This window comes from Mycobacterium timonense (assembly GCF_025821985.1).
GTDB lineage: Bacteria > Actinomycetota > Actinomycetes > Mycobacteriales > Mycobacteriaceae > Mycobacterium > Mycobacterium avium.
This window is the reverse complement of sequence record NZ_JACKSY010000051.1, coordinates 1-17301: the sequence shown is the minus strand read 5'-3', so window position 1 is coordinate 17301 and position 17301 is coordinate 1. Positions and strand designations below refer to the sequence as shown.

The 17301-nt window shown below is 70.0% G+C and carries 14 protein-coding genes and 1 riboswitch; of the genes, 10 read left to right on the top strand and 4 right to left on the bottom strand.

Features of this window, described 5'->3' with window-relative positions; all coding sequences use genetic code 11:
* Positions 1-3 precede the first annotated feature (3 nt).
* The 5 genes from H7I87_RS14150 (at position 4) to H7I87_RS14130 (ending at position 7560) form a co-directional block, all read left to right on the top strand.
* The gene (locus tag H7I87_RS14150) at positions 4-912 is read left to right on the top strand and encodes an SDR family NAD(P)-dependent oxidoreductase (protein WP_031343564.1); all 909 of its coding nucleotides are present in this window, start codon (positions 4-6) and stop codon (positions 910-912) included.
* Positions 913-1031: 119 nt separating this feature from the next.
* On the top strand, positions 1032-2171 hold the full coding sequence (locus tag H7I87_RS14145; protein WP_033721291.1) for a CaiB/BaiF CoA transferase family protein: 1140 nt from the start codon (positions 1032-1034) through the stop codon (positions 2169-2171).
* Positions 2172-3878, top strand: coding sequence for a thiamine pyrophosphate-binding protein (locus H7I87_RS14140; RefSeq protein ID WP_033721289.1), 1707 nt, complete (start codon positions 2172-2174; stop codon positions 3876-3878).
* A gap of 15 nt (positions 3879-3893) precedes the next feature.
* Positions 3894-5330 (top strand): aldehyde dehydrogenase family protein, encoded by a 1437-nt coding sequence (locus H7I87_RS14135; RefSeq protein ID WP_023870644.1) that lies wholly within the window; start codon positions 3894-3896, stop codon positions 5328-5330.
* 235 nt (positions 5331-5565) lie between these two features.
* Complete coding sequence (locus H7I87_RS14130; RefSeq protein ID WP_033717517.1) at positions 5566-7560, top strand: acyltransferase family protein; 1995 nt, start codon at positions 5566-5568, stop codon at positions 7558-7560.
* A gap of 4 nt (positions 7561-7564) precedes the next feature.
* Here the strand turns inward: H7I87_RS14130 and H7I87_RS14125 are convergent, their stop codons facing one another.
* A complete protein-coding gene (locus H7I87_RS14125) occupies positions 7565-8224 on the bottom strand; it encodes an O-methyltransferase (protein WP_003874257.1) in 660 nt (219 codons plus the stop codon).
* 113 nt (positions 8225-8337) lie between these two features.
* A riboswitch (M-box (ykoK) riboswitch) is annotated at positions 8338-8508 on the top strand.
* A gap of 291 nt (positions 8509-8799) precedes the next feature.
* Between H7I87_RS14125 and H7I87_RS14120 the strand changes: the two genes are divergently transcribed.
* Complete coding sequence (locus tag H7I87_RS14120; RefSeq protein WP_165928394.1) at positions 8800-8958, top strand: hypothetical protein; 159 nt, start codon at positions 8800-8802, stop codon at positions 8956-8958.
* A gap of 124 nt (positions 8959-9082) precedes the next feature.
* On the top strand, positions 9083-10852 hold the full coding sequence (locus H7I87_RS14115) for an NRAMP family divalent metal transporter (protein ID WP_033717519.1): 1770 nt from the start codon (positions 9083-9085) through the stop codon (positions 10850-10852).
* 1 nt (position 10853) lies between these two features.
* Here H7I87_RS14115 and H7I87_RS14110 read toward each other — a convergent pair whose 3' ends face one another.
* Positions 10854-11798, bottom strand: coding sequence for an NADP-dependent oxidoreductase (locus H7I87_RS14110; protein WP_031343557.1), 945 nt, complete (start codon positions 11796-11798; stop codon positions 10854-10856).
* 167 nt (positions 11799-11965) lie between these two features.
* Between H7I87_RS14110 and H7I87_RS14105 the strand changes: the two genes are divergently transcribed.
* Positions 11966-12565: a hypothetical protein gene (locus H7I87_RS14105; RefSeq protein ID WP_009979835.1), complete on the top strand. Its 600-nt coding sequence runs from the start codon at positions 11966-11968 to the stop codon at positions 12563-12565.
* A gap of 111 nt (positions 12566-12676) precedes the next feature.
* Here the strand turns inward: H7I87_RS14105 and H7I87_RS14100 are convergent, their stop codons facing one another.
* Positions 12677-13435: a L,D-transpeptidase gene (locus H7I87_RS14100; protein WP_023863149.1), complete on the bottom strand. Its 759-nt coding sequence runs from the start codon at positions 13433-13435 to the stop codon at positions 12677-12679.
* A 46-nt stretch (positions 13436-13481) separates the two neighbouring features.
* Between H7I87_RS14100 and H7I87_RS14095 the strand changes: the two genes are divergently transcribed.
* Together H7I87_RS14095 and H7I87_RS14090 are read left to right on the top strand one after the other, a co-directional pair.
* The gene (locus tag H7I87_RS14095) at positions 13482-14234 is read left to right on the top strand and encodes a cysteine hydrolase family protein (RefSeq protein ID WP_019732011.1); all 753 of its coding nucleotides are present in this window, start codon (positions 13482-13484) and stop codon (positions 14232-14234) included.
* A 57-nt stretch (positions 14235-14291) separates the two neighbouring features.
* Positions 14292-15224, top strand: a complete 933-nt coding sequence (locus tag H7I87_RS14090; RefSeq protein WP_031343555.1) for a LysR family transcriptional regulator — start codon at positions 14292-14294, stop codon at positions 15222-15224.
* On the opposite strand, the gene oxc is transcribed toward H7I87_RS14090, so the two are convergent.
* Entirely contained in the window at positions 15208-16950 is a 1743-nt protein-coding gene (gene oxc, locus H7I87_RS14085) for an oxalyl-CoA decarboxylase (RefSeq protein ID WP_033712313.1), read from the bottom strand. The two genes, H7I87_RS14090 and oxc, sit on opposite strands and share 17 nt — an antisense overlap.
* Positions 16951-17301 lie beyond the last annotated feature (351 nt).

Below are 17301 nucleotides of genomic sequence, written 5' to 3'. Positions count from 1 at the left end.
CGCGTGGCCGTGGTGACCGGAGCCGGCCGCGGGCTGGGCCGCGCCTACGCTCACCTGCTCGCCGCGCGCGGCGCCAAGGTGGTGGTCAACGACGTCGGCGGAGCCCTGGACGGCGCGGGGGTCGACACCGGTCCCGCCGCGCAGGTGGTCGACGAGATCACCGCGGCCGGCGGAGACGCGGTGGCGTGCACCGAATCGGTCGCGACGCCGGAAGGCGGACGGGCGATCATCGAGACGGCGCTGGCACACTACGGCCGCCTCGACGTGTTGGTGCACAACGCCGGCAACGTCCGTCGCGCCTCGCTCAAACAGATGAGCTACGAGGACTTCGACGCCGTGCTCGACGTGCATCTGCGCGGCGCGTTCCACGTGCTGCGTCCCGCGTTCCCGGTGATGTGCCGGGCGGGCTACGGCCGCATCGTGCTGACCTCGTCGATCGGCGGGTTGTACGGCAACCAGGGCGTGGCCAACTACGCGGCCGCCAAGGCCGGCGTGATCGGCCTGTCCAACGTCGCCGCGCTGGAGGGCGCCGCCGAGGGGGTGCGGTGCAATGTGATCGTGCCGGCCGCGCTGACCCGGATGGCCGACGGCATCGACACCTCCGCCTACCCGCCGATGGGCGCCGAGCTCGTCGCGCCCGTGGTGGGCTGGCTGGCGCACGAATCCTGTTCGGTCAGTGGCGAACTGTTCATCGCGCTGGCGGGCCGGGTGGCCCGGGCGGTCATCGCGGAAAGCCCCGGCGTGTGCCGGCCCGGGTGGACGGTCGAGGACGTCGGCGAGCACCTGGACGCGATCCGCTACGTCGAGGCGCCGCTGATCTTTCCGGTGGTCCCCGACGGGCACGCCGAGCACATCCGCTACAGCTTCGAGCTGGCGCAGCGCGCCAACGAGCAGGGGGCGCTGCATGGCTAACGGTCGGGCGCGCCGAGCGTGGGCCCTGTGCACGCCATCGCAAGGCTTTTCGTGCATAACCCCCACGCTCGGCGAGGCCGCACGCCAGCGGGCGCGGCATGGCTAGCCCCAGCGGCCCGATGGCCGGTGTGCGGGTGATCGACCTGACCGCGATGGTGATGGGACCGTACTGCACGCAGATCATGGCCGACATGGGCGCCGACGTGATCAAAGTCGAACCGCCGCAAGGGGATAACACCCGCTACATCTCGGTGGGGCCGGCGCCGGGCATGAGCGGGGTGTTCGTCAACGTCAACCGGGGCAAGCGCAGCGTGGTGCTGGACCTGCAGACCGACGCCGGGGCACGCGCGCTGCGCGGCCTCGTCGAGACCGCCGACGTGTTCATCCACTCGATGCGCGCCAAGGCGATCGCCAGGCTCGGCTTCGGCTACGACGACGTCGCCGCGATCAACCCCGCCGTCGTCTACACCAACTGCTACGGGTACGGCCGGCGCGGACCCGACCGCGACCGCCCCGCCTACGACGACACCATCCAGGCCGAATGCGGCCTGCCGGCGGTGCAGCAGCAGTTGACCGGCCAGGCCGACTACGTGGGCACCATCATGGCGGACAAGATCGCCGGCCTCACAGCGCTTTACGCGACGACGATGGCGTTGTTCCACCGCGAGCGCACCGGGCAGGGCCAGGAGGTGGAGGTCGCCATGTTCGAGACCATGGCCTCGTTCATGCTCGTCGAGCACGCCAACGGCGCCCTGTTCGACCCGCCGCTGGGGCCCGCGGTGTATCCGCGCACGGTGGCGCCGAACCGCCGCCCGTACCGCACCAGCGACGGCTACATCGCCGCGCTGATCTACAACGACAAGCACTGGAACGCCTTCATGAACGCCGTGCGGCCGCCGTGGGCCAGCGAGCTGTATGCGACGCTGGAACAGCGCGCCGCGCAGATCGACACCGTCTACGGGCTGGTGGCCGAGACCATGAAAGAGCGGTCCACCGCCGAGTGGCTGGCGCTGCTCGGCGAGCTGGAAATACCTGCCGCGCCGCTGAATTCGCCCGGCGCGCTGTTCGACGACCCGCACCTCAACGCCGTCGGGATGTTCCAGACCGTCGACACGCCGCATGGCCCGGTGCGCTTCCCCGGCGTGCCGACCTGGTTCTCGCAGACCCCGGGCCGGGTGGCCGGGCCGGCGCCCGAGCTGGGCGCCCACACCGACGAAGTGCTCGCCGAAATCGGCGCTCGCGAGGGAAAGGAACTGTAAATGGGTGTGCCGGTTTATCAGCGGATCCTCGATCTCTTCCAGGCCGAGGGGGTGAATACCCTGTTCGGCATCCCGGACCCCAACTTCGTGCACATGTTCTTAGAGGCCGAATCCCGGGGCTGGTCGGTGGTCTCGCCGCACCACGAGCTGAGCGCGGGATTCATGGCCGAGGCGGCGTCGCGGATGACCGGCAAGCCCGGCCTGTGCATCGGGACGCTCGGCCCGGGCATGGCCAACATCGCCGGGGCCATCCAGTGCGCGCTGGTGGAAAACTCGCCGGTGATCTTTCTCGGCGGCCAGCGGGCCCGCGTCACCGAACGCCGGGTGCGCCGGGGGCGCATCCAATTCGTGCGCCAGGAGCCGCTTTTCGCGCCGTCGGTCAAATACAGCGCGTCCATCGAATACGCCGACCAGACCGACGAGATCATCCACGAGGCGCTGCGCCGGGCCATGTCCGGCACGCCCGGCCCGGCCTACATCGAATACCCCTCCCACGTGATCCTCTCCGAGCTCGACGTGCCCGACCCGCTGCCGCCGCACCGGTACCGGCTGGTCAACCAGACCGCCGGTGAGCGCGAGGTGGCCGAGGCGGTGCGGCTGATCCGCGCCGCCGAGAGCCCGATCCTGCTGGTCGGGCACGGGGTGCACACCTCACGCACCGGCGCCGCGGTCCGGGAGCTGGCCGAGCTGATGGCCTGCCCGGTAATCCAGACCTCCGGCGGCACCTCCTTCATCGACGGTCTGCAGGACCGCACCTTCGCCTACGGGTTCTCCCCGGCCGCCGTGGAGGCGGTGGTGACCTCCGACCTGTGCCTGGCGTTGGGCACCGAGCTCGGCGAACCGAGCCACTACGGCCGCACCCGGCACTGGGCGCAGAACGACGCCACACGCAAATGGATTCTGGTGGAACAGGATCCGGCCGCCATCGGCGTCAACCGTCCCATCGACGTGCCGCTGGTCGGTGATCTGCGCGGGGTGCTGCCGCAGCTGGTGGCGACGCTGCGGGACACCCCGCGAAAGCCCTCGCCGGATCTGGACCGCTGGATCGAGCAGGACGCGGCGGAGCTGGCGCAGCTCGCCGAGAACGCGCCGACGGGCCGCACCCCGATCCACCCGGCCCGGTTCGTCGTCGAGGCCACCCGGGCCTTTCCCGACGACGGCATCATGGTGCGCGACGGCGGCGCCACCGTCATCTTCGGCTGGACCTACTCGCAGGCCAAGCCGCGCGACGTCATCTGGAACCAGAACTTCGGCCACCTGGGCACCGGCCTGCCGTATGCGGTCGGGGCGTCCATCGCCGAGGGCGGCAAGCGGCCGGTGATGCTGTTGACCAGCGACTCGGCCTTCCTCTTCCACATCGCCGAGCTGGAAACCGCTGCGCGGCAAGGACTTCCACTGGTCTGCGTGGTGGGCGTCGACCACCAGTGGGGCCTCGAGGTGGGCGTCTACAAGCGCACCTTCTCTCAGCCGTCGCCGCAGCCCGGCGTGCACTGGAGCAAGGACGTGCGGCTGGACAAGGTCGCCGAGGGCTTCGGCTGCCACGGCGAGTACGTGGAGAAGGAGGGCGAGATCGGCCCGGCGATCCAGCGGTCCTACGCCAGCGGCAAGCCCGCCGTCGTGCACGTCTGCATCGATCCGAAGGCCAATTCCGAGGAGATGCCCAAGTACGACGAATTCCGCACCTGGTATGCCGAGGGCACCCAGTAAGAGAAGGATGATCTGATGCGCGAATACCTGAAGTTCTACATCGACGGACAATGGGTCGACCCGGTGCGGCCCAACACGTTCGACGTGGAAAACCCGGCGACCGAACAGGTGTGCGGCAAGATCTCGCTGGGGTCGGCGGCCGACGTCGACGTCGCGGTCGGCGCCGCGCGTCGGGCCTTCGGCCGCTGGTCGCAGAGCAGCCGCGAAGACCGGCTGGACCTGTTGCAGGCCATCCTCGCCGAATACCAGAAGCGCGCCGACGATCTCGCCGCGGCGGTCACCGAGGAGATCGGCGCGCCGCCCGCGCTGGCGGCCGGCCCGCAGGTCTTTCTCGGCATCGGCCACCTGACCACGGCCATCGAGGTGTTGAAGAACTTCGCGTTCACCGAGCAACGCGGGGCGACGCTGATCGCCAGGGAACCCATCGGCGTCTGCGGCCTGATCACCCCGTGGAACTGGCCGATCAACCAGGTCGCGGTGAAGGTCTACCCGGCGCTGGCCACCGGCTGCACCGTGGTGCTGAAACCGTCCGAGGTGGCGCCGTTCTCGTCGTACATCTTCGCCGAGATCCTGGCCGCCGCGGGGGTGCCGGCCGGGGTGTTCAACCTGGTCAACGGCGACGGGCCGGGCGTGGGCGCGGCCCTGGCGAGCCATCCCGACATCGACCTGGTGTCGTTCACCGGGTCCACCCGCGCCGGGGTCGAGGTGGCCCGCAACGCCGCCCCGACGGTCAAGCGCGTCACCCAGGAACTCGGCGGAAAAAGCCCCAACATCGTCCTGGACGACGGCGGCTTCGCCGACGCGGTCCGGGCCGGGGTGGCCAACATGATGCCCAATTCGGGGCAGAGCTGTAACGCCCCGTCGCGCATGCTGGTGCCCGCGTCCCGGATGGCCGAGGCCATCTCCATCGCCCGTGAGGTCGCCGAACAGGTGCAGGTGGGCGACCCCGACGACGCGACGGCGATCGGTCCGGTGGCGTCGCGCGCGCAGTTCGAGAAGGTGCAGCGGCTGATCCAGCAGGGCATCGACGAGGGCGCGACGGTGGTGGCCGGCGGCCCGGGCCGGCCGGCGGGGCTCGACCGGGGCTACTACGTCAAGCCGACCGTCTTCGCCGACGTCACCAACGACATGACGATCGCCCGCGAGGAGATCTTCGGTCCGGTGCTGTGCATTCTTGGCTACGACGACCTCGACCACGCCGTCCGGCTCGCCAACGACACCGATTACGGCCTGGCCGGCTACGTTTCGGGCGCCGACCTGGACACGGCGCGCGAGGTGGCCGGCAAGATCCGGGCCGGATGGGTGACCATCAACCACGCCTTCGACCTGAACGCGCCGTTCGGCGGCTACAAACGCAGCGGCAACGGCCGCGAATGGAGCGACTTCGGCTTCCACGAGTACCTGGAAGTCAAAAGCATCCTCGGCTACGCGCCGGCCCAGGCCGACCGGTAGCTCCCGTCACGCCCAAATCAGGCCCCGCACAGCGCAAATCCGGTGCGTGTCCTTCCACGCGATCGCGCATACCCACCCTTAAGCTGGCTGCGATCAACAGGAGGGGCAGCGACGTATCGGCATCAACCATGGCGCCGGGCGAGATGGTAGTCACGGCGCGCTGACAGCAGACACCGAGCCGGGCGGGTCTCACCCCGCGCCGGCTCGTGGTACTCGGCCCCGGTGGGTCGCCCCGGTGCGCCGGGTGGGGCGGCTGGCGATCTGGGACCGACCGGAACGGCGCAGCGGAATCCCGGCGCTGGACGGGCTGCGCGCCATCGCGGTGGCACTGGTGCTCATCGGCCACGGCGGCATCCCCGGCGTCAGCGGCGGATTCATCGGCGTCGACGTCTTTTTCGTGCTCAGCGGGTTCCTGATCACCTCGCTGCTGCTCGACGAGCTGGGCCGCACCGGGCGTATCGAGCTGACCGGATTCTGGATCCGGCGCGCCCGACGGCTGCTTCCGGCGCTGGTGCTGATGGTGCTCACCGTGGCCGCCGCCCGCCAGCTGCTGCCCGAACGCTCGCTCACCGGGCTGCGCGACGACGCGATCGCGGCGTTCCTGTGGATGGCGAACTGGCGGTTCGTCGCCCAGAAAACGGACTACTTCACCCAGGGCGCGCCGCCGTCGCCGCTGCAGCACACCTGGTCGCTCGGGGTGGAGGAGCAGTACTACTTCGTCTGGCCGCTGCTGCTCATCGCGGTCGCGCTGGCGCTGGCCGCGCGCGCCCGGCGCCGCTGCACCCGCGCCACCGTCGGCGGGGTGCGGTTCAGCGCGTTCGTCATCGCCACCGTGGGCGCGCTGGCGTCCGCGGCGGTGGCCATCGCGATGGCCACCGACGGCACCCGCGACCGCATCTACTTCGGCACCGACACCCGGGCGCAGGCTTTGCTGGTCGGCGCGGCCGCGGCGGCGCTGCTGGTGTCCGACTGGCCGTCGATGAACCGCGGCTGGTGCATGCTGCGCACCCGGTGGGCGCGCCGCGTCGCCCGGATCCTGCCGGTGCTGGGATTGGCCGGGCTGGCGGCGGCGACCCACTGCGCCAGCGGCGCCAGCGGCGAATTCCGGCACGGCTTGCTGATCGGCGTCGCGATCGCGGCCGTGGCGGTGATCGCCCCCGTCGCGGTGGAGCAGCGCGGCGTGGTGGCGCGGGTGCTGGCGCTGCCGCCGCTGGTCTGGTTGGGCACCATCTCCTACGGCGTCTACCTGTGGCACTGGCCAATCTTCTTGGCGCTCAACGGGGAACGCACCGGGTGGGCCGGTATGCCGCTGTTCGCCGCGCGGTGCGCGGCGACGGTGGCGGTGGCCGCCGCGTCGTGGTGGCTACTCGAGCAGCCCATCCGGCGCTGGCGCCCGGCGCGGGTGCCGCTGTTGCCGCTGGCCGCGGCGACGGTGGCCAGCGCCGCCGCGGTCACGCTGCTGGTGGTGCCGGTGGGCACCGGGCCGGGCCTGCGTGAGGCGGGGCTGCCGCCCGGCGTCTCGGCGGTCGCGGCGGTGTCGCCGTCGCCGCCCGGAAATAGCCGGCCGCGAGATCCCAATCGCCCGTTCACCGTCTCGGTGTTCGGCGATTCGATCGGGTGGACGTGGATGCATTACCTGCCGCCGACGCCGGGGTTCGCCTTCCTCGACCACACCGTCATCGGATGCAGCCTGGTGCGCGGCACCCCGTACCGGTACATCGGCGAAACGCTGGAGCAGCGGCCGGAATGCGACGGCTGGCCCATCCGCTGGTCGAGGCAGGTCAGCCAGGACCAGCCCGACGTCGCGCTGCTGATCATCGGCCGCTGGGAAACGGTGGACCGGGTCAACGAGGGCCAATGGACCCACATCGGCGACCCCACCTTCGACGCGTACCTCAACGGTGAGCTGGAGCGGGCGCTGAACATCGTCGGCTCCACCGGCGTCCGGGTGGTGGTGGCCACCGTGCCGTACAGCCGCGGCGGCGAAAAACCGGACGGCCGTTTGTATCCCGAGGACCAGCCGGATCGGGTCAACCTGTGGAACACCATGCTGCGTAAGACCGTCGCGCACCATCCCAACGTGGCGATCCTCGACCTGAACAAGAAGCTGTGCCCGGACGGGGTTTACACCGCCAAGGTGGACGGCATCAAGGTACGCAGCGACGGTGTGCACCTCACCCCGGAAGGGGTGAAGTGGTTGACACCGTGGCTGGAGGAGTCGCTGAGGTGAGGCCCTAACCGCTTGTGCGGCAGCTGATTTCCATGCTGTCGCTGTCGCGGACCTGGAAGTTGAAGCTGACGTAGCCGTTGTCGGGGTTGCGCACCCGGTCGAGGTAGGGCTGGGTGTCGGCCGCGCTGGTGTTGTCGGCGACCACCAAAACCCCTGGGGACAGCCGCGGTTCGAGCAGCTCAAGCACCGGCAGATACAGGTCCTTCCAGCCGTCGAGCAGCACGAAGTCCACCGGGCCCGGCAGATCCGCCAGCGTGGTCAGCGCGTCACCCTGAAGGATCGTGATCACGTCGTCCAGTCCGGTCTCGGCGAACGTCTTCTTGGCCGCGGCGATCTTGGTCTCGCTCAGCTCGGTGGTCACCACCCGGCCGCTGCCGTTGTCGCGGACCGCGGCGGCCAGGTGCACGGCGGAGATGCCGAACGACATCCCGAACTCGACGACGGTGGCCGGGCGGGTGGCGCGCACCAGCGAATACAGCAGCCGGCCCGCTTCCGGCGTCACCGGGATGTAGAACTCGCTCATCGCGTCGGCCCGCTGCTGCGCCGTCATCGGCTGATCGAATGTGCCGCGCCGCTCGCGCAACAACGACATCTGGTTCTTCGACTCGGAATACATGCGGTCGAGCGCCGATGCGACCCGGGGATCCTGCAACGTTGTGGTCATGGTGCACGAGCCTAGGCGCGGAGTCTGAGTGCGGGCTGGGCGCCGCCGGTGGCCGTCAGGGATCCGTTAAGCGGTTTGACGAGCTCGCGGCCGCGGTGTCACTATGGTTTCCGCAAGCACCTCGGTAGGTGAGGCGTCTGCATGGATACAGGCCACTGACCCCGAACGTCGAGAGACGCCCCGGGTCAGGACAGCTCTTCCCGGACCCAAGGGTTGAGCCCAAGTGGCTTCCGGACCCCCGGATACGCCGTGCAGTGCCGAAGCTCCGACGAGAGGGGTGCGACCGGCGGCGTTCTCCGGGCCGGTCATCGAATCCTCTTTCGTTCAGGTGGATGTGGTGGCACCCGCGTGTGTCTTGGCCGTGAGGAGGTGAGGGCGAGATGAGTCCCGGCGATAGTCCCTATCCGAAATCCGTTTCGTCCCGATCCGGCTCCGGCGTCATGTCCACCGCCTGACCTTCACTGCTGGTCGCGCGGCTGACGCGTCGCTGTCGGTCGGGCCTCCGGCAGGAGAAGATCATGGCTTTTGTTGTGACGCACCGTTTTCCGATTGTTTCTCGTCGGCGTGGATGGTCGATGCTGCGCGCGGGCCGGTTGCTGGCCAACAAGTTTCACCAGCGGACCGCCATGACGCCGCAGGAGCGGGCCAACCTGTATGTCTCGCGGATGCCGATCGCGGTGATCACCGCGTCGCTGGGCGGGCACCCGTCGGGTTCCGCCGACCGGCACCGGTGACCGGTTGCCGATGCCCGCGGCGGCGGGGGCGCTAGCGCCGGTCCGTCGCCGCGGGCACGCGGCATGCCGTGCCCGCGTCCGCCTCACCCCGAGTGAGGACACGTCCGAGAGAGCGAGGCTTCCGATGACTTCGATGCACACCCGCGGCCGGCGCACCCCGGGCGCTGCCGTGCAGAGTTCGGCGGTGTCCGACGCCGCCCACGTCGGCGACATCGTCGGCGCGTTCGGCCGCATCCGGCGCGACGGCGGCGGCGCCGACGGGGCCGCGGGAGGGCGCTGGCGCCGGCTGCGGACGTTGGCGGTCATCACCGGTCCCGGACTGATCGTGATGGTCGGCGACAACGACGCCGGCGGGGTCGCGACCTACGCGCAGGCCGGCCAGAACTACGGCATGGGCCTGCTGTGGACGCTGGTCTTGCTGATCCCGGTGCTCTACGTGAACCAGGAAATGGTGCTGCGGCTGGGCGCGGTCGCCCGGGTGGGGCACGCGCGGTTGATCTTCGAGCGGTTCGGCAGGTTCTGGGGCGCCTTCAGCGTCGGTGATCTGCTGATCCTCAACGCGCTGACGATCGTCACCGAATTCATCGGTGTGGCACTGGCTCTCGGCTTCCTGGGTTGCCCGAAGATCGTCGCCGTCCCGGCCGCCGCGGCGCTGCTGTTCGCCGTCGTGGCCGGCGGCTCGTTCCGCCGCTGGGAGCGGTTGATGTTCCTGCTGATCGCGGTGAACGTGCTGATCTTCCCGATGGTCCTGTTGGTGCATCCGGCCCCGAAAGCGACTGTGGCCGGGTTGATCCCGCAGTTCCCGGGCGGGCTCAACTCGACCGTGCTGCTGCTGGTGGTCGCGATCGTGGGCACCACCGTCGCGCCGTGGCAGCTGTTCTTCCAGCAGTCCAACGTGGTCGACAAGCGCATCACCGCGCGCTGGATCCCGTACGGGCGAGCCGATTTGGTGATCGGGATCGTGGTGGTCATGGTCGGGGCGACGGCGCTGATGGCGGTGACGGCGTTCGGATTGGCCGGGACCGCCGCTGCCGGCCACTTCACCGACGCCGGGGCGGTGGCCGCCGGGCTGTCGGCGCACCTGGGCCGCACGGTCGGGGTGTTGTTCGCGATCATCCTGCTGGACGCCTCGCTGATCGGCGCCAACGCCGTCGGGCTCGCGACCTCCTACGCGGTCGGTGACGCCATGGGCAAGCGGCACTCGTTGCACTGGAAGATCACCGAGGCGCCGCTGTTCTACGGCGGCTACGCGGTGCTGCTCGCGGTGTCGGCCGCGGTCTCCTTCAGCCCGGACCACATCCTGGGCCTGGTGACCCAGGGCGTGCAGGCGCTGGCCGGCGTGCTGCTGCCCTCGGCGACCGTCTTCCTGGTGTTGCTGTGCAACGACCGGGCGGTGCTGGGGCCGTGGGTGAACACGGTGCGGCAGAACATCGCCGCGTGGACCATCGTGTGGTGCCTGGTGCTGTTGTCGCTGGCGCTGACGGCGACCACGTTCTTCCCCGATCTGTCCACCGGCACCATCGAAGCCGGGCTGGCGGCCGGTGCCGTGCTCGGCGTCGTCGCCGGTGCGGTGATGATCGTCGTGGGCCGGCGCCAGCGCGACCTCGCCGAGGCCGAGGCCATCGTGCGTACGCTGGGCGGCGGCCTGGATCCCGAGCAGGTCGACGAGCTCGACGACGCGTCGTCGCTGACCCGCGCCGAGCGGCGGGCCGTGCGGCGGCAGGACCGGGAGAACTGGCAAACCCCCAGCCTGGCCCTGCTCGACCGGCCGGCGATGTCGCCGATGCGCCGGGCGGGGCTGTTCACCCTGCGGGGCTACCTGGTGGTGGCCGTGGTGTTCGTCATCATCAAGCTCGTGCAGGCCGGCGTGGTCGGACCTGCCGCCTCACTGTGAATCACTGTGAATCAGTAGGCAGCAGAACGATTTTCCCGTGGGTGTGCCGCTGCTCGAGTTCGGCGAACGCGTCGGCGACCCGATCCAGCGGATAGGTCGCGGCGACGTCGAACTCGAGGGCGCCGGAGACGATCAGATCGGCCATCTCGGCCAGCACTTCCGGGGTCGACGCCTCGGCGCTGCCTTCGGTCTTGGCGCCCACTTCCGCGGCCTTCTCGAAGGAGATGATCGTGTCGATCCGCTCCGGTGGCACACCGAGGTCCACGGCGAGCTGCACGTACTGCGGGCCGAAAAGGTCGATGAACGCGTCGATTCCGTCCGGCGCCGCCTCGCGCAGCCGATCGGCCAGACCGTCCCCGTAGGCGATCGGGACGACACCGTGCGCGCGCAGCCAGTCCGCGTTGCCCGGGCCGGCGATGCCGAGCACCCGCGCCTTGCGCAGCACCAGCAGCTGCGTGACCAGGCTGCCCACCCCGCCCGCGGCCGCCGACACCGCGACCGTCTCACCCGGTTGCGGCGCCACCGCACGCACCGCGGCGTAGGCCGTCACACCCACCACATACAGCGAACCCGCCACCTCCCAACTCAGTTCGGGCGGCTTGCGGATCAACTGCCCCACCGGGACGGCGGTGTGGGTGGCATGGCTGGACCGGCGCAGACTGAACCCCAAAACTTCGTCGCCGACCGCGAATTCGGTCACCCCCGGCCCCACCGCGGTGACCACGCCGGCCAGGTCGCTGCCCTCACCGGAGGGGAAGGTGGCCGGGAACCTCTCGTGCAACGCCCCGACCCGGATGGCGGCCTCCCCGGGATTGATCCCGGCGGCGCGCACCTCGACGACCACCTCGCCCGGCCCGGGCGCGGGCATCTCGATGTCGGCGACGTACAACACCTCGCGTCCGCCGTACCGGTCGAACCGAACCGCGCGCGCCGCTGCAGCCGTCATGCCGTTCCCCTCCCCGTCGGATGCCCGCCCCCGCCAGCATAGGCGCGCGGCGGCACTACCCACCGGCCGAGAATTGGGCATATGTTCATAACAGCTGCCCGATGCCCACCGGCGTTTCGCCGGCGGCGCCGGGGCGGTGGTGAACCTCGTTGGGGGAAGGAAGCTGCGTGCAGGCCGCTCGGATCGGCATCGCCGGCTGCGCTGCCGTCGTCATCGCGGCCGCCGGTTGCGGAGGCGGCGGCAAGGGCTCGTCGCCGGGCTCCGGTTCGCCCACGCCGTCGAGCAGTTCGGGCGCCGTCACCGGCCCGCCGCCGGGACAACCCAGCGACTACGGCTACCTGCTGATCAAGCCGAGCGACGTCGGCGGAGGTCTGAGCGCTCCCCAGTCACCGATGCTCAACCCCAACAACGCCCCAGGGGCCGCGCAGCTTTTCGCCAACGCCGACAGCAGCCGGCGGCTGTGGGACACCATCGTGATCGCCGCCGACGCCCCGGCCGCCACCGCCGAACTGGCCGCCACCAAGAGCAGCTACGCCGGCAAGGTGAACGGCGACTGGCGCCCGGTTGCCGTCGGTGCCAACGGGACAACGATTTCGGGCGGCTCCTCGGACAACACCCAGGCGATGACGGTGCTGTTGTTCACCGAGGGCAGGGCCCTGGTCACCCTGGAATTCGACAGCGCGCCCAACGACCCGATCGACCCGGCCGTCGCGGTCGACATCGCCCGCAAGCAGGACGCCGCGATCAGGACCGGGCTGCCCGGCTAGCCGCGAAAGACCGCCGGGGCCAATGTGTTTCGGTGACGGCAACGGATGCTGTGCGTCGGCGGAGCCGAAACCGGCAGCGGCCGTTGCCATCTGACGATGGCCGGTCGCCGGTCAGGCCACGACCTGGATGGGGTCGCCGACGTTGACCTCGTTGAAGTACCACGCGGCGTTGTCGGGGCTCAGGTTGATGCATCCATGGCTGACGTTCGCGTAGCCCTGCGAGTCGACCGACCACGGCGCCGAATGCACGTACACCCCGCTCCAGGTGACCCGAACCGCGTACTGGGCGGTGATCTTGTAGCCCTCCGGCGAGCTGAGCGGGATGCCGATGGTGCGCGAGTCCATCACCACCGAACGCTGCTTTTCCAGCGCGGTGAAGTTACCGATCGGGGTGGGCCGACTGGGTTTGCCCATCGACGCCGGCATGGTGCGCAGCACCTCGCCGTTGCGGCTCACGGTGAAGGTGTGTTTGGAGATGCTGGCAACGCCCAGCAGCACGTCGCCGGTGTCGAAACCGGTGGTCAGCGCCTGCACGCCGACCGAAACGTGGCCGTGCGCGGGCCAATACCGGTTCGGGACGAACCGGACGACCGTGTTGTCGTCGGCCCACTCGAAATGCCCGCGGACACCGGCCGGCGACACCACGTGAATCGACCGCTCGACGGCGGCCCGGTCGGCCGCCGGTGCGGTGAACGTCACGACGATCGGGTGGGCCACACCCACCACGGCCCCGTTGGCGGGCAAAATCGAGGCGACGCCGGGGACGGGCTGCGGCAACGGCACCGAAGCGCCGCCGCGGCCGACCGGCGCTACCAGGGCCATGACCGTGATCGCGACCATAACAAATAGATAACGACCCGCTCGACGCATAGCGTCCACCCTTCGAGATGGTGCGATCAACACACCGATATTCTACTTGTTGTCCGCCGACCATCGGTTTCAGCAAACATTGACAGTTCGGTTCGGTCGGCGCGGTCGCGTTCCGATCATCGGTTGGGTGCAATCGCGGCGAGGAGTGGGCATGGCTGGTGAGGATCACTACACGCGTCCCTGCGCGGACTCGGCGGCGCTGGTGCTGATCGACGTGCAACGCGATTTCTATGCCGACGACGCCCCGATGCGAGTCGAGGGAACGAGTGCGGCCCTCGGCGCGATGGCCGAGCTGGCCCGCGCCTTCCGGCGCCGCGAGCTGCCGATCGTGCACGTGGTGCGCCTGTACCGGGCCGACGGGTCGAACGCCGATCCGGTGCGGCGCCGCTTTATCGAGGACGGCGCCCGCGTCGCGGTGCCGGGCAGCCCCGGTTCACAGATCGCGCCCGAGCTGTTGCCGAAAGCCGTTGAGCTGGACCACCAATTGCTGCTCTCCGGTGGCTTCCAGCAGATCGGGCCGGCCGAGCACGTGATGTACAAGCCGCGCTGGGGAGCCTTCTACGGCACCAAGCTCGAGCAGCATCTGCGCGAAAGCGGCACGGACACAGTGGTTTTCGCGGGCTGCAACTTCCCCAACTGTCCCCGCACGTCGATCTACGAGGCGTCCGAACGCGACTTTCGCATCGTGCTGGTGGCCGACGCCATCTCGGGTTTGTACCACCGCGGCGCCCAGGAATGCCGGGCCATCGGGGTGGCGGTGCGCGACACCGCGCAGACGCTGGATTGGCTCGGCGGGTAGCCGCGGGTTAGCCTCGGCGAGATCGCAAGGCCGAGCCCGACCACGACAGGAGTGCGGGTGCTGTTCCGTCAGCTGGAGTACTTCGTGGCGGTGGCCTCCGAGCGGCACTTCGCCCGGGCCGCCGAGAAGTGCTTCGTGTCCCAGCCGGCGCTGTCCGCCGCGATCGCCAAGCTGGAAAAGGAGCTGAACGTCACGCTGATCAATCGTGGGCACAGTTTCGAGGGCCTCACCCCCGAGGGTGAGCGATTGGTGGTGTGGGCCAGGCGGATTCTCGCCGAGCACGACGCGTTCAAGGCCGAGGTCGACGCCGTGCGGTCGGGGGTCACCGGGACGCTTCGGCTGGGCACCGTGCCGACCGCGTCCACCACCGCGTCCCTGCTGCTGTCCGCGTTCTGCGCCGCGCACCCGTTGGTCAAGGTGCAGATCCTGTCCCGGCTCTCGGCCGGCGAGCTGTACCGGCGGTTGCGCGAGTTCGAACTCGACGCCGCCATCGCCCACACCGCGCCCGACGACATCCCCGACGTGAACCTGGTGCCGCTCTACCGGGAGCGTTATGTGTTGCTGGCACCGGCGGACCTGCTGGCATCCGGCGCCGCCACCTTGACCTGGGTGCAGGCCGCGCAGTTGCCGCTGGCCCTGCTCACCCCGGACATGCGGGACCGCCAGATCATCGACCGGGCGTTCGCCGACCACGGCATCACGCTGCACCCGCAGGTCGAAACCGACTCCGTGGCTTCGCTGTTCGCGCAGGCGTCGGCGGGTAGTTGGGCGTCCATCGTGCCGCACACCTGGCTGTGGGCATCGCCGCTGGGCGCCGGCATCCGGGCGGTGGAGTTGGTCGATCCGGTGCTCACCGCCGACGTGGTGCTGGCCACCAAGTCGCACGGCCCCGGCTCACCGATCGCGCGAGCGCTGGCCGCGTCCGCCGGCCGGCTGCAGCTGAACGACTTCTTCGACGCGCAGCTGCTGGGCGTCACGCGCCGGCGCTGACCGTGGCCGGCGACGCCGCGCTGGCCGGGTTCCGGTTGGCCAGGTGGCCGCTTTCCACCCCGGCGGTCGGATCGAGCTCGCAGTCGATCAGCGACGGCCCGCGGGAGCCGATCGCCTCCGTCAGCGCCGCCCGCAGTTCGGCCGCCGTGCTGACGTGATATCCCTTGCCGCCGAACGCCTCCGCGATCAGCTCGTGGCGGGCCCGGGCGCTGAGCACGGTGGGCGCCGGGTCATCCCCGTGCGGGGCCTCGTCGCCGCGGTAGACACCGCCGTTGTTGAGGATGATGACGGTCACCGGCAGGCGGTAGCGGCAGATGGTCTCGATCTCCATCCCGCTGAAGCCGAACGCGCTGTCGCCCTCGATCGCGACCACCGGCCGACCGGTCTCGACCGCGGCTCCGATGGCGAAGCCCATGCCGATGCCCATCACGCCCCAGGTTCCGGTGTCGAGCCGGTGCCGAGGCAGTTCCATGTCGACGACATTGCGGGCCAGATCGAGCGCGTTGGCTCCCTCGTTGACCACGTAGACGTCGCGGTTGTCTTGCAGCACAGCGCGAATCGCGCCCAGGGCGTTGTAGAACCGCATCGGGTGTGGGTCCTCGGCGAGGCGCTCGCGCATCTTGGCGTCGTTGTGGGCCCGGCGCTCGGCCAGTTCCTCGGTCCACCGCGCCGGTACGGTGATCGGCCGGGCGGCCAGCGCGTCGCACAGCGCGGACATCACCGAGCCGATGTCGCCGGCCAGCGGCGCGGTGATCTGCTGGTTGCTGTCGAACTCCGACGGCTCGATGTCGACCTGGACGAACTTCACACCGGCCGACCATTGCGGCGATTCCCCGTGTCCCAGAAGCCAATTCAGCCGGGCGCCGACCAACAGCACCGCGTCGGCGCGCCCGATGGCCAGCGAGCGCGCGGCCGCGACGGACTGCGGGTGCGCGTCCGGTAGCAGCCCCTTGGCCATCGACATCGGCAGGAACGGAATCCCGGTTGACTCGACGAATCGCCGAATCTCGTTGTCGGCCTGGGCGTATGCCGCGCCCTTGCCCAGCACGATCAACGGCCGCCGGGCGTCGGCCAGAACGTCCAGCGCGCGATCGACCGCCTCGGGCGCGGGCAGCTGGCGGGGGGCGGGGTCGACGACCCGCCACAGCGTGCCGGCGGCGGCCGAAGCGTCCATGGCCTGGCCCAGGACGTCGCCGGGGATGTCCAGGTAGACACCGCCGGGGCGGCCGGAGACCGCCGTCCGCACGGCGCGCGCGACGCCGCGGCCGATGTCGTCGACCCGGTTGATGCGGTACGCCGCCTTCGCGAAAGGCCTTGCGGCGTCCAGCTGGTCGAGGTCCTGGTAATCGCCGCGGCGCAGATCGACCAGCGCCCGATCGCTCGAGCCGGAGATCTGGATCATCGGGAAGCAGTTCGTCGTGGCGTTCGCCAGCGCGGGCAGGGCGTTGAGGAAGCCGGGTCCCGACGTGGTCAGGCACACGCCGGGACGACGGGTGAGGAAGCCCGCGGCCGCCGCCGCGTTGCCGGCCGAGGCCTCCTGCCGAAAGCCGAGGTAGCGGATGCCCGACGCCTGCGCGGCCCGGGCCAGGTCGGTGATCGGAATGCCGACGATGCCGTAGATGGTCGCGACATCGTTGGCCCGCAGCGCCTGCACCACCAGATGGAAGCCGTCGATCAGCCGTGCGGATTCCGGCGCCGGGCCGGCGGATGCCGAGGTTGCGGACATGTGGCGACTCCTGCCGTGCGGGTGTGGGTACTGCCCAGCCATCACAATGACCCCGCCGACCGTCAGGTGTCCAAGTCGAACGCGCTATCCGGCCATTCACGACGTTTATCGCCGCAGGTCAGCGCCCGGGACCGCCGGGGTCGATAATTGGAGCTTATCGATCGTGAGCGGATCGGTATTGGACGCAGCGCAACGCCGCCCGGCATGGTGGCAGCGACGACACAACGGGAAAGGACTCTCAATGAAGATGTCAAGCCGCCGACTTGGTGATCGGGGGTGATTCGGGTTGCCAGGTGCGGTTGTCACGGATGAGGGCGTAAAGGACGTTGGTACGGCGTCGCGCCAGGCAGA

Coding starts and splice junctions, on each gene's coding strand:
- H7I87_RS14120 (WP_165928394.1), top strand. CDS start 8,800: ATGCTGCGCGCGGGCCGGTTGCTGGCCAACAAGTTTCACCAGCGGACC.
- H7I87_RS14125 (WP_003874257.1), bottom strand. CDS start 8,224: ATGACCACAACGTTGCAGGATCCCCGGGTCGCATCGGCGCTCGACCGC.
- H7I87_RS14115 (WP_033717519.1), top strand. CDS start 9,083: ATGACTTCGATGCACACCCGCGGCCGGCGCACCCCGGGCGCTGCCGTG.
- H7I87_RS14140 (WP_033721289.1), top strand. CDS start 2,172: ATGGGTGTGCCGGTTTATCAGCGGATCCTCGATCTCTTCCAGGCCGAG.
- H7I87_RS14100 (WP_023863149.1), bottom strand. CDS start 13,435: ATGCGTCGAGCGGGTCGTTATCTATTTGTTATGGTCGCGATCACGGTC.
- oxc (WP_033712313.1), bottom strand. CDS start 16,950: ATGTCCGCAACCTCGGCATCCGCCGGCCCGGCGCCGGAATCCGCACGG.
- H7I87_RS14135 (WP_023870644.1), top strand. CDS start 3,894: ATGCGCGAATACCTGAAGTTCTACATCGACGGACAATGGGTCGACCCG.
- H7I87_RS14110 (WP_031343557.1), bottom strand. CDS start 11,798: ATGACGGCTGCAGCGGCGCGCGCGGTTCGGTTCGACCGGTACGGCGGA.
- H7I87_RS14145 (WP_033721291.1), top strand. CDS start 1,032: ATGGCCGGTGTGCGGGTGATCGACCTGACCGCGATGGTGATGGGACCG.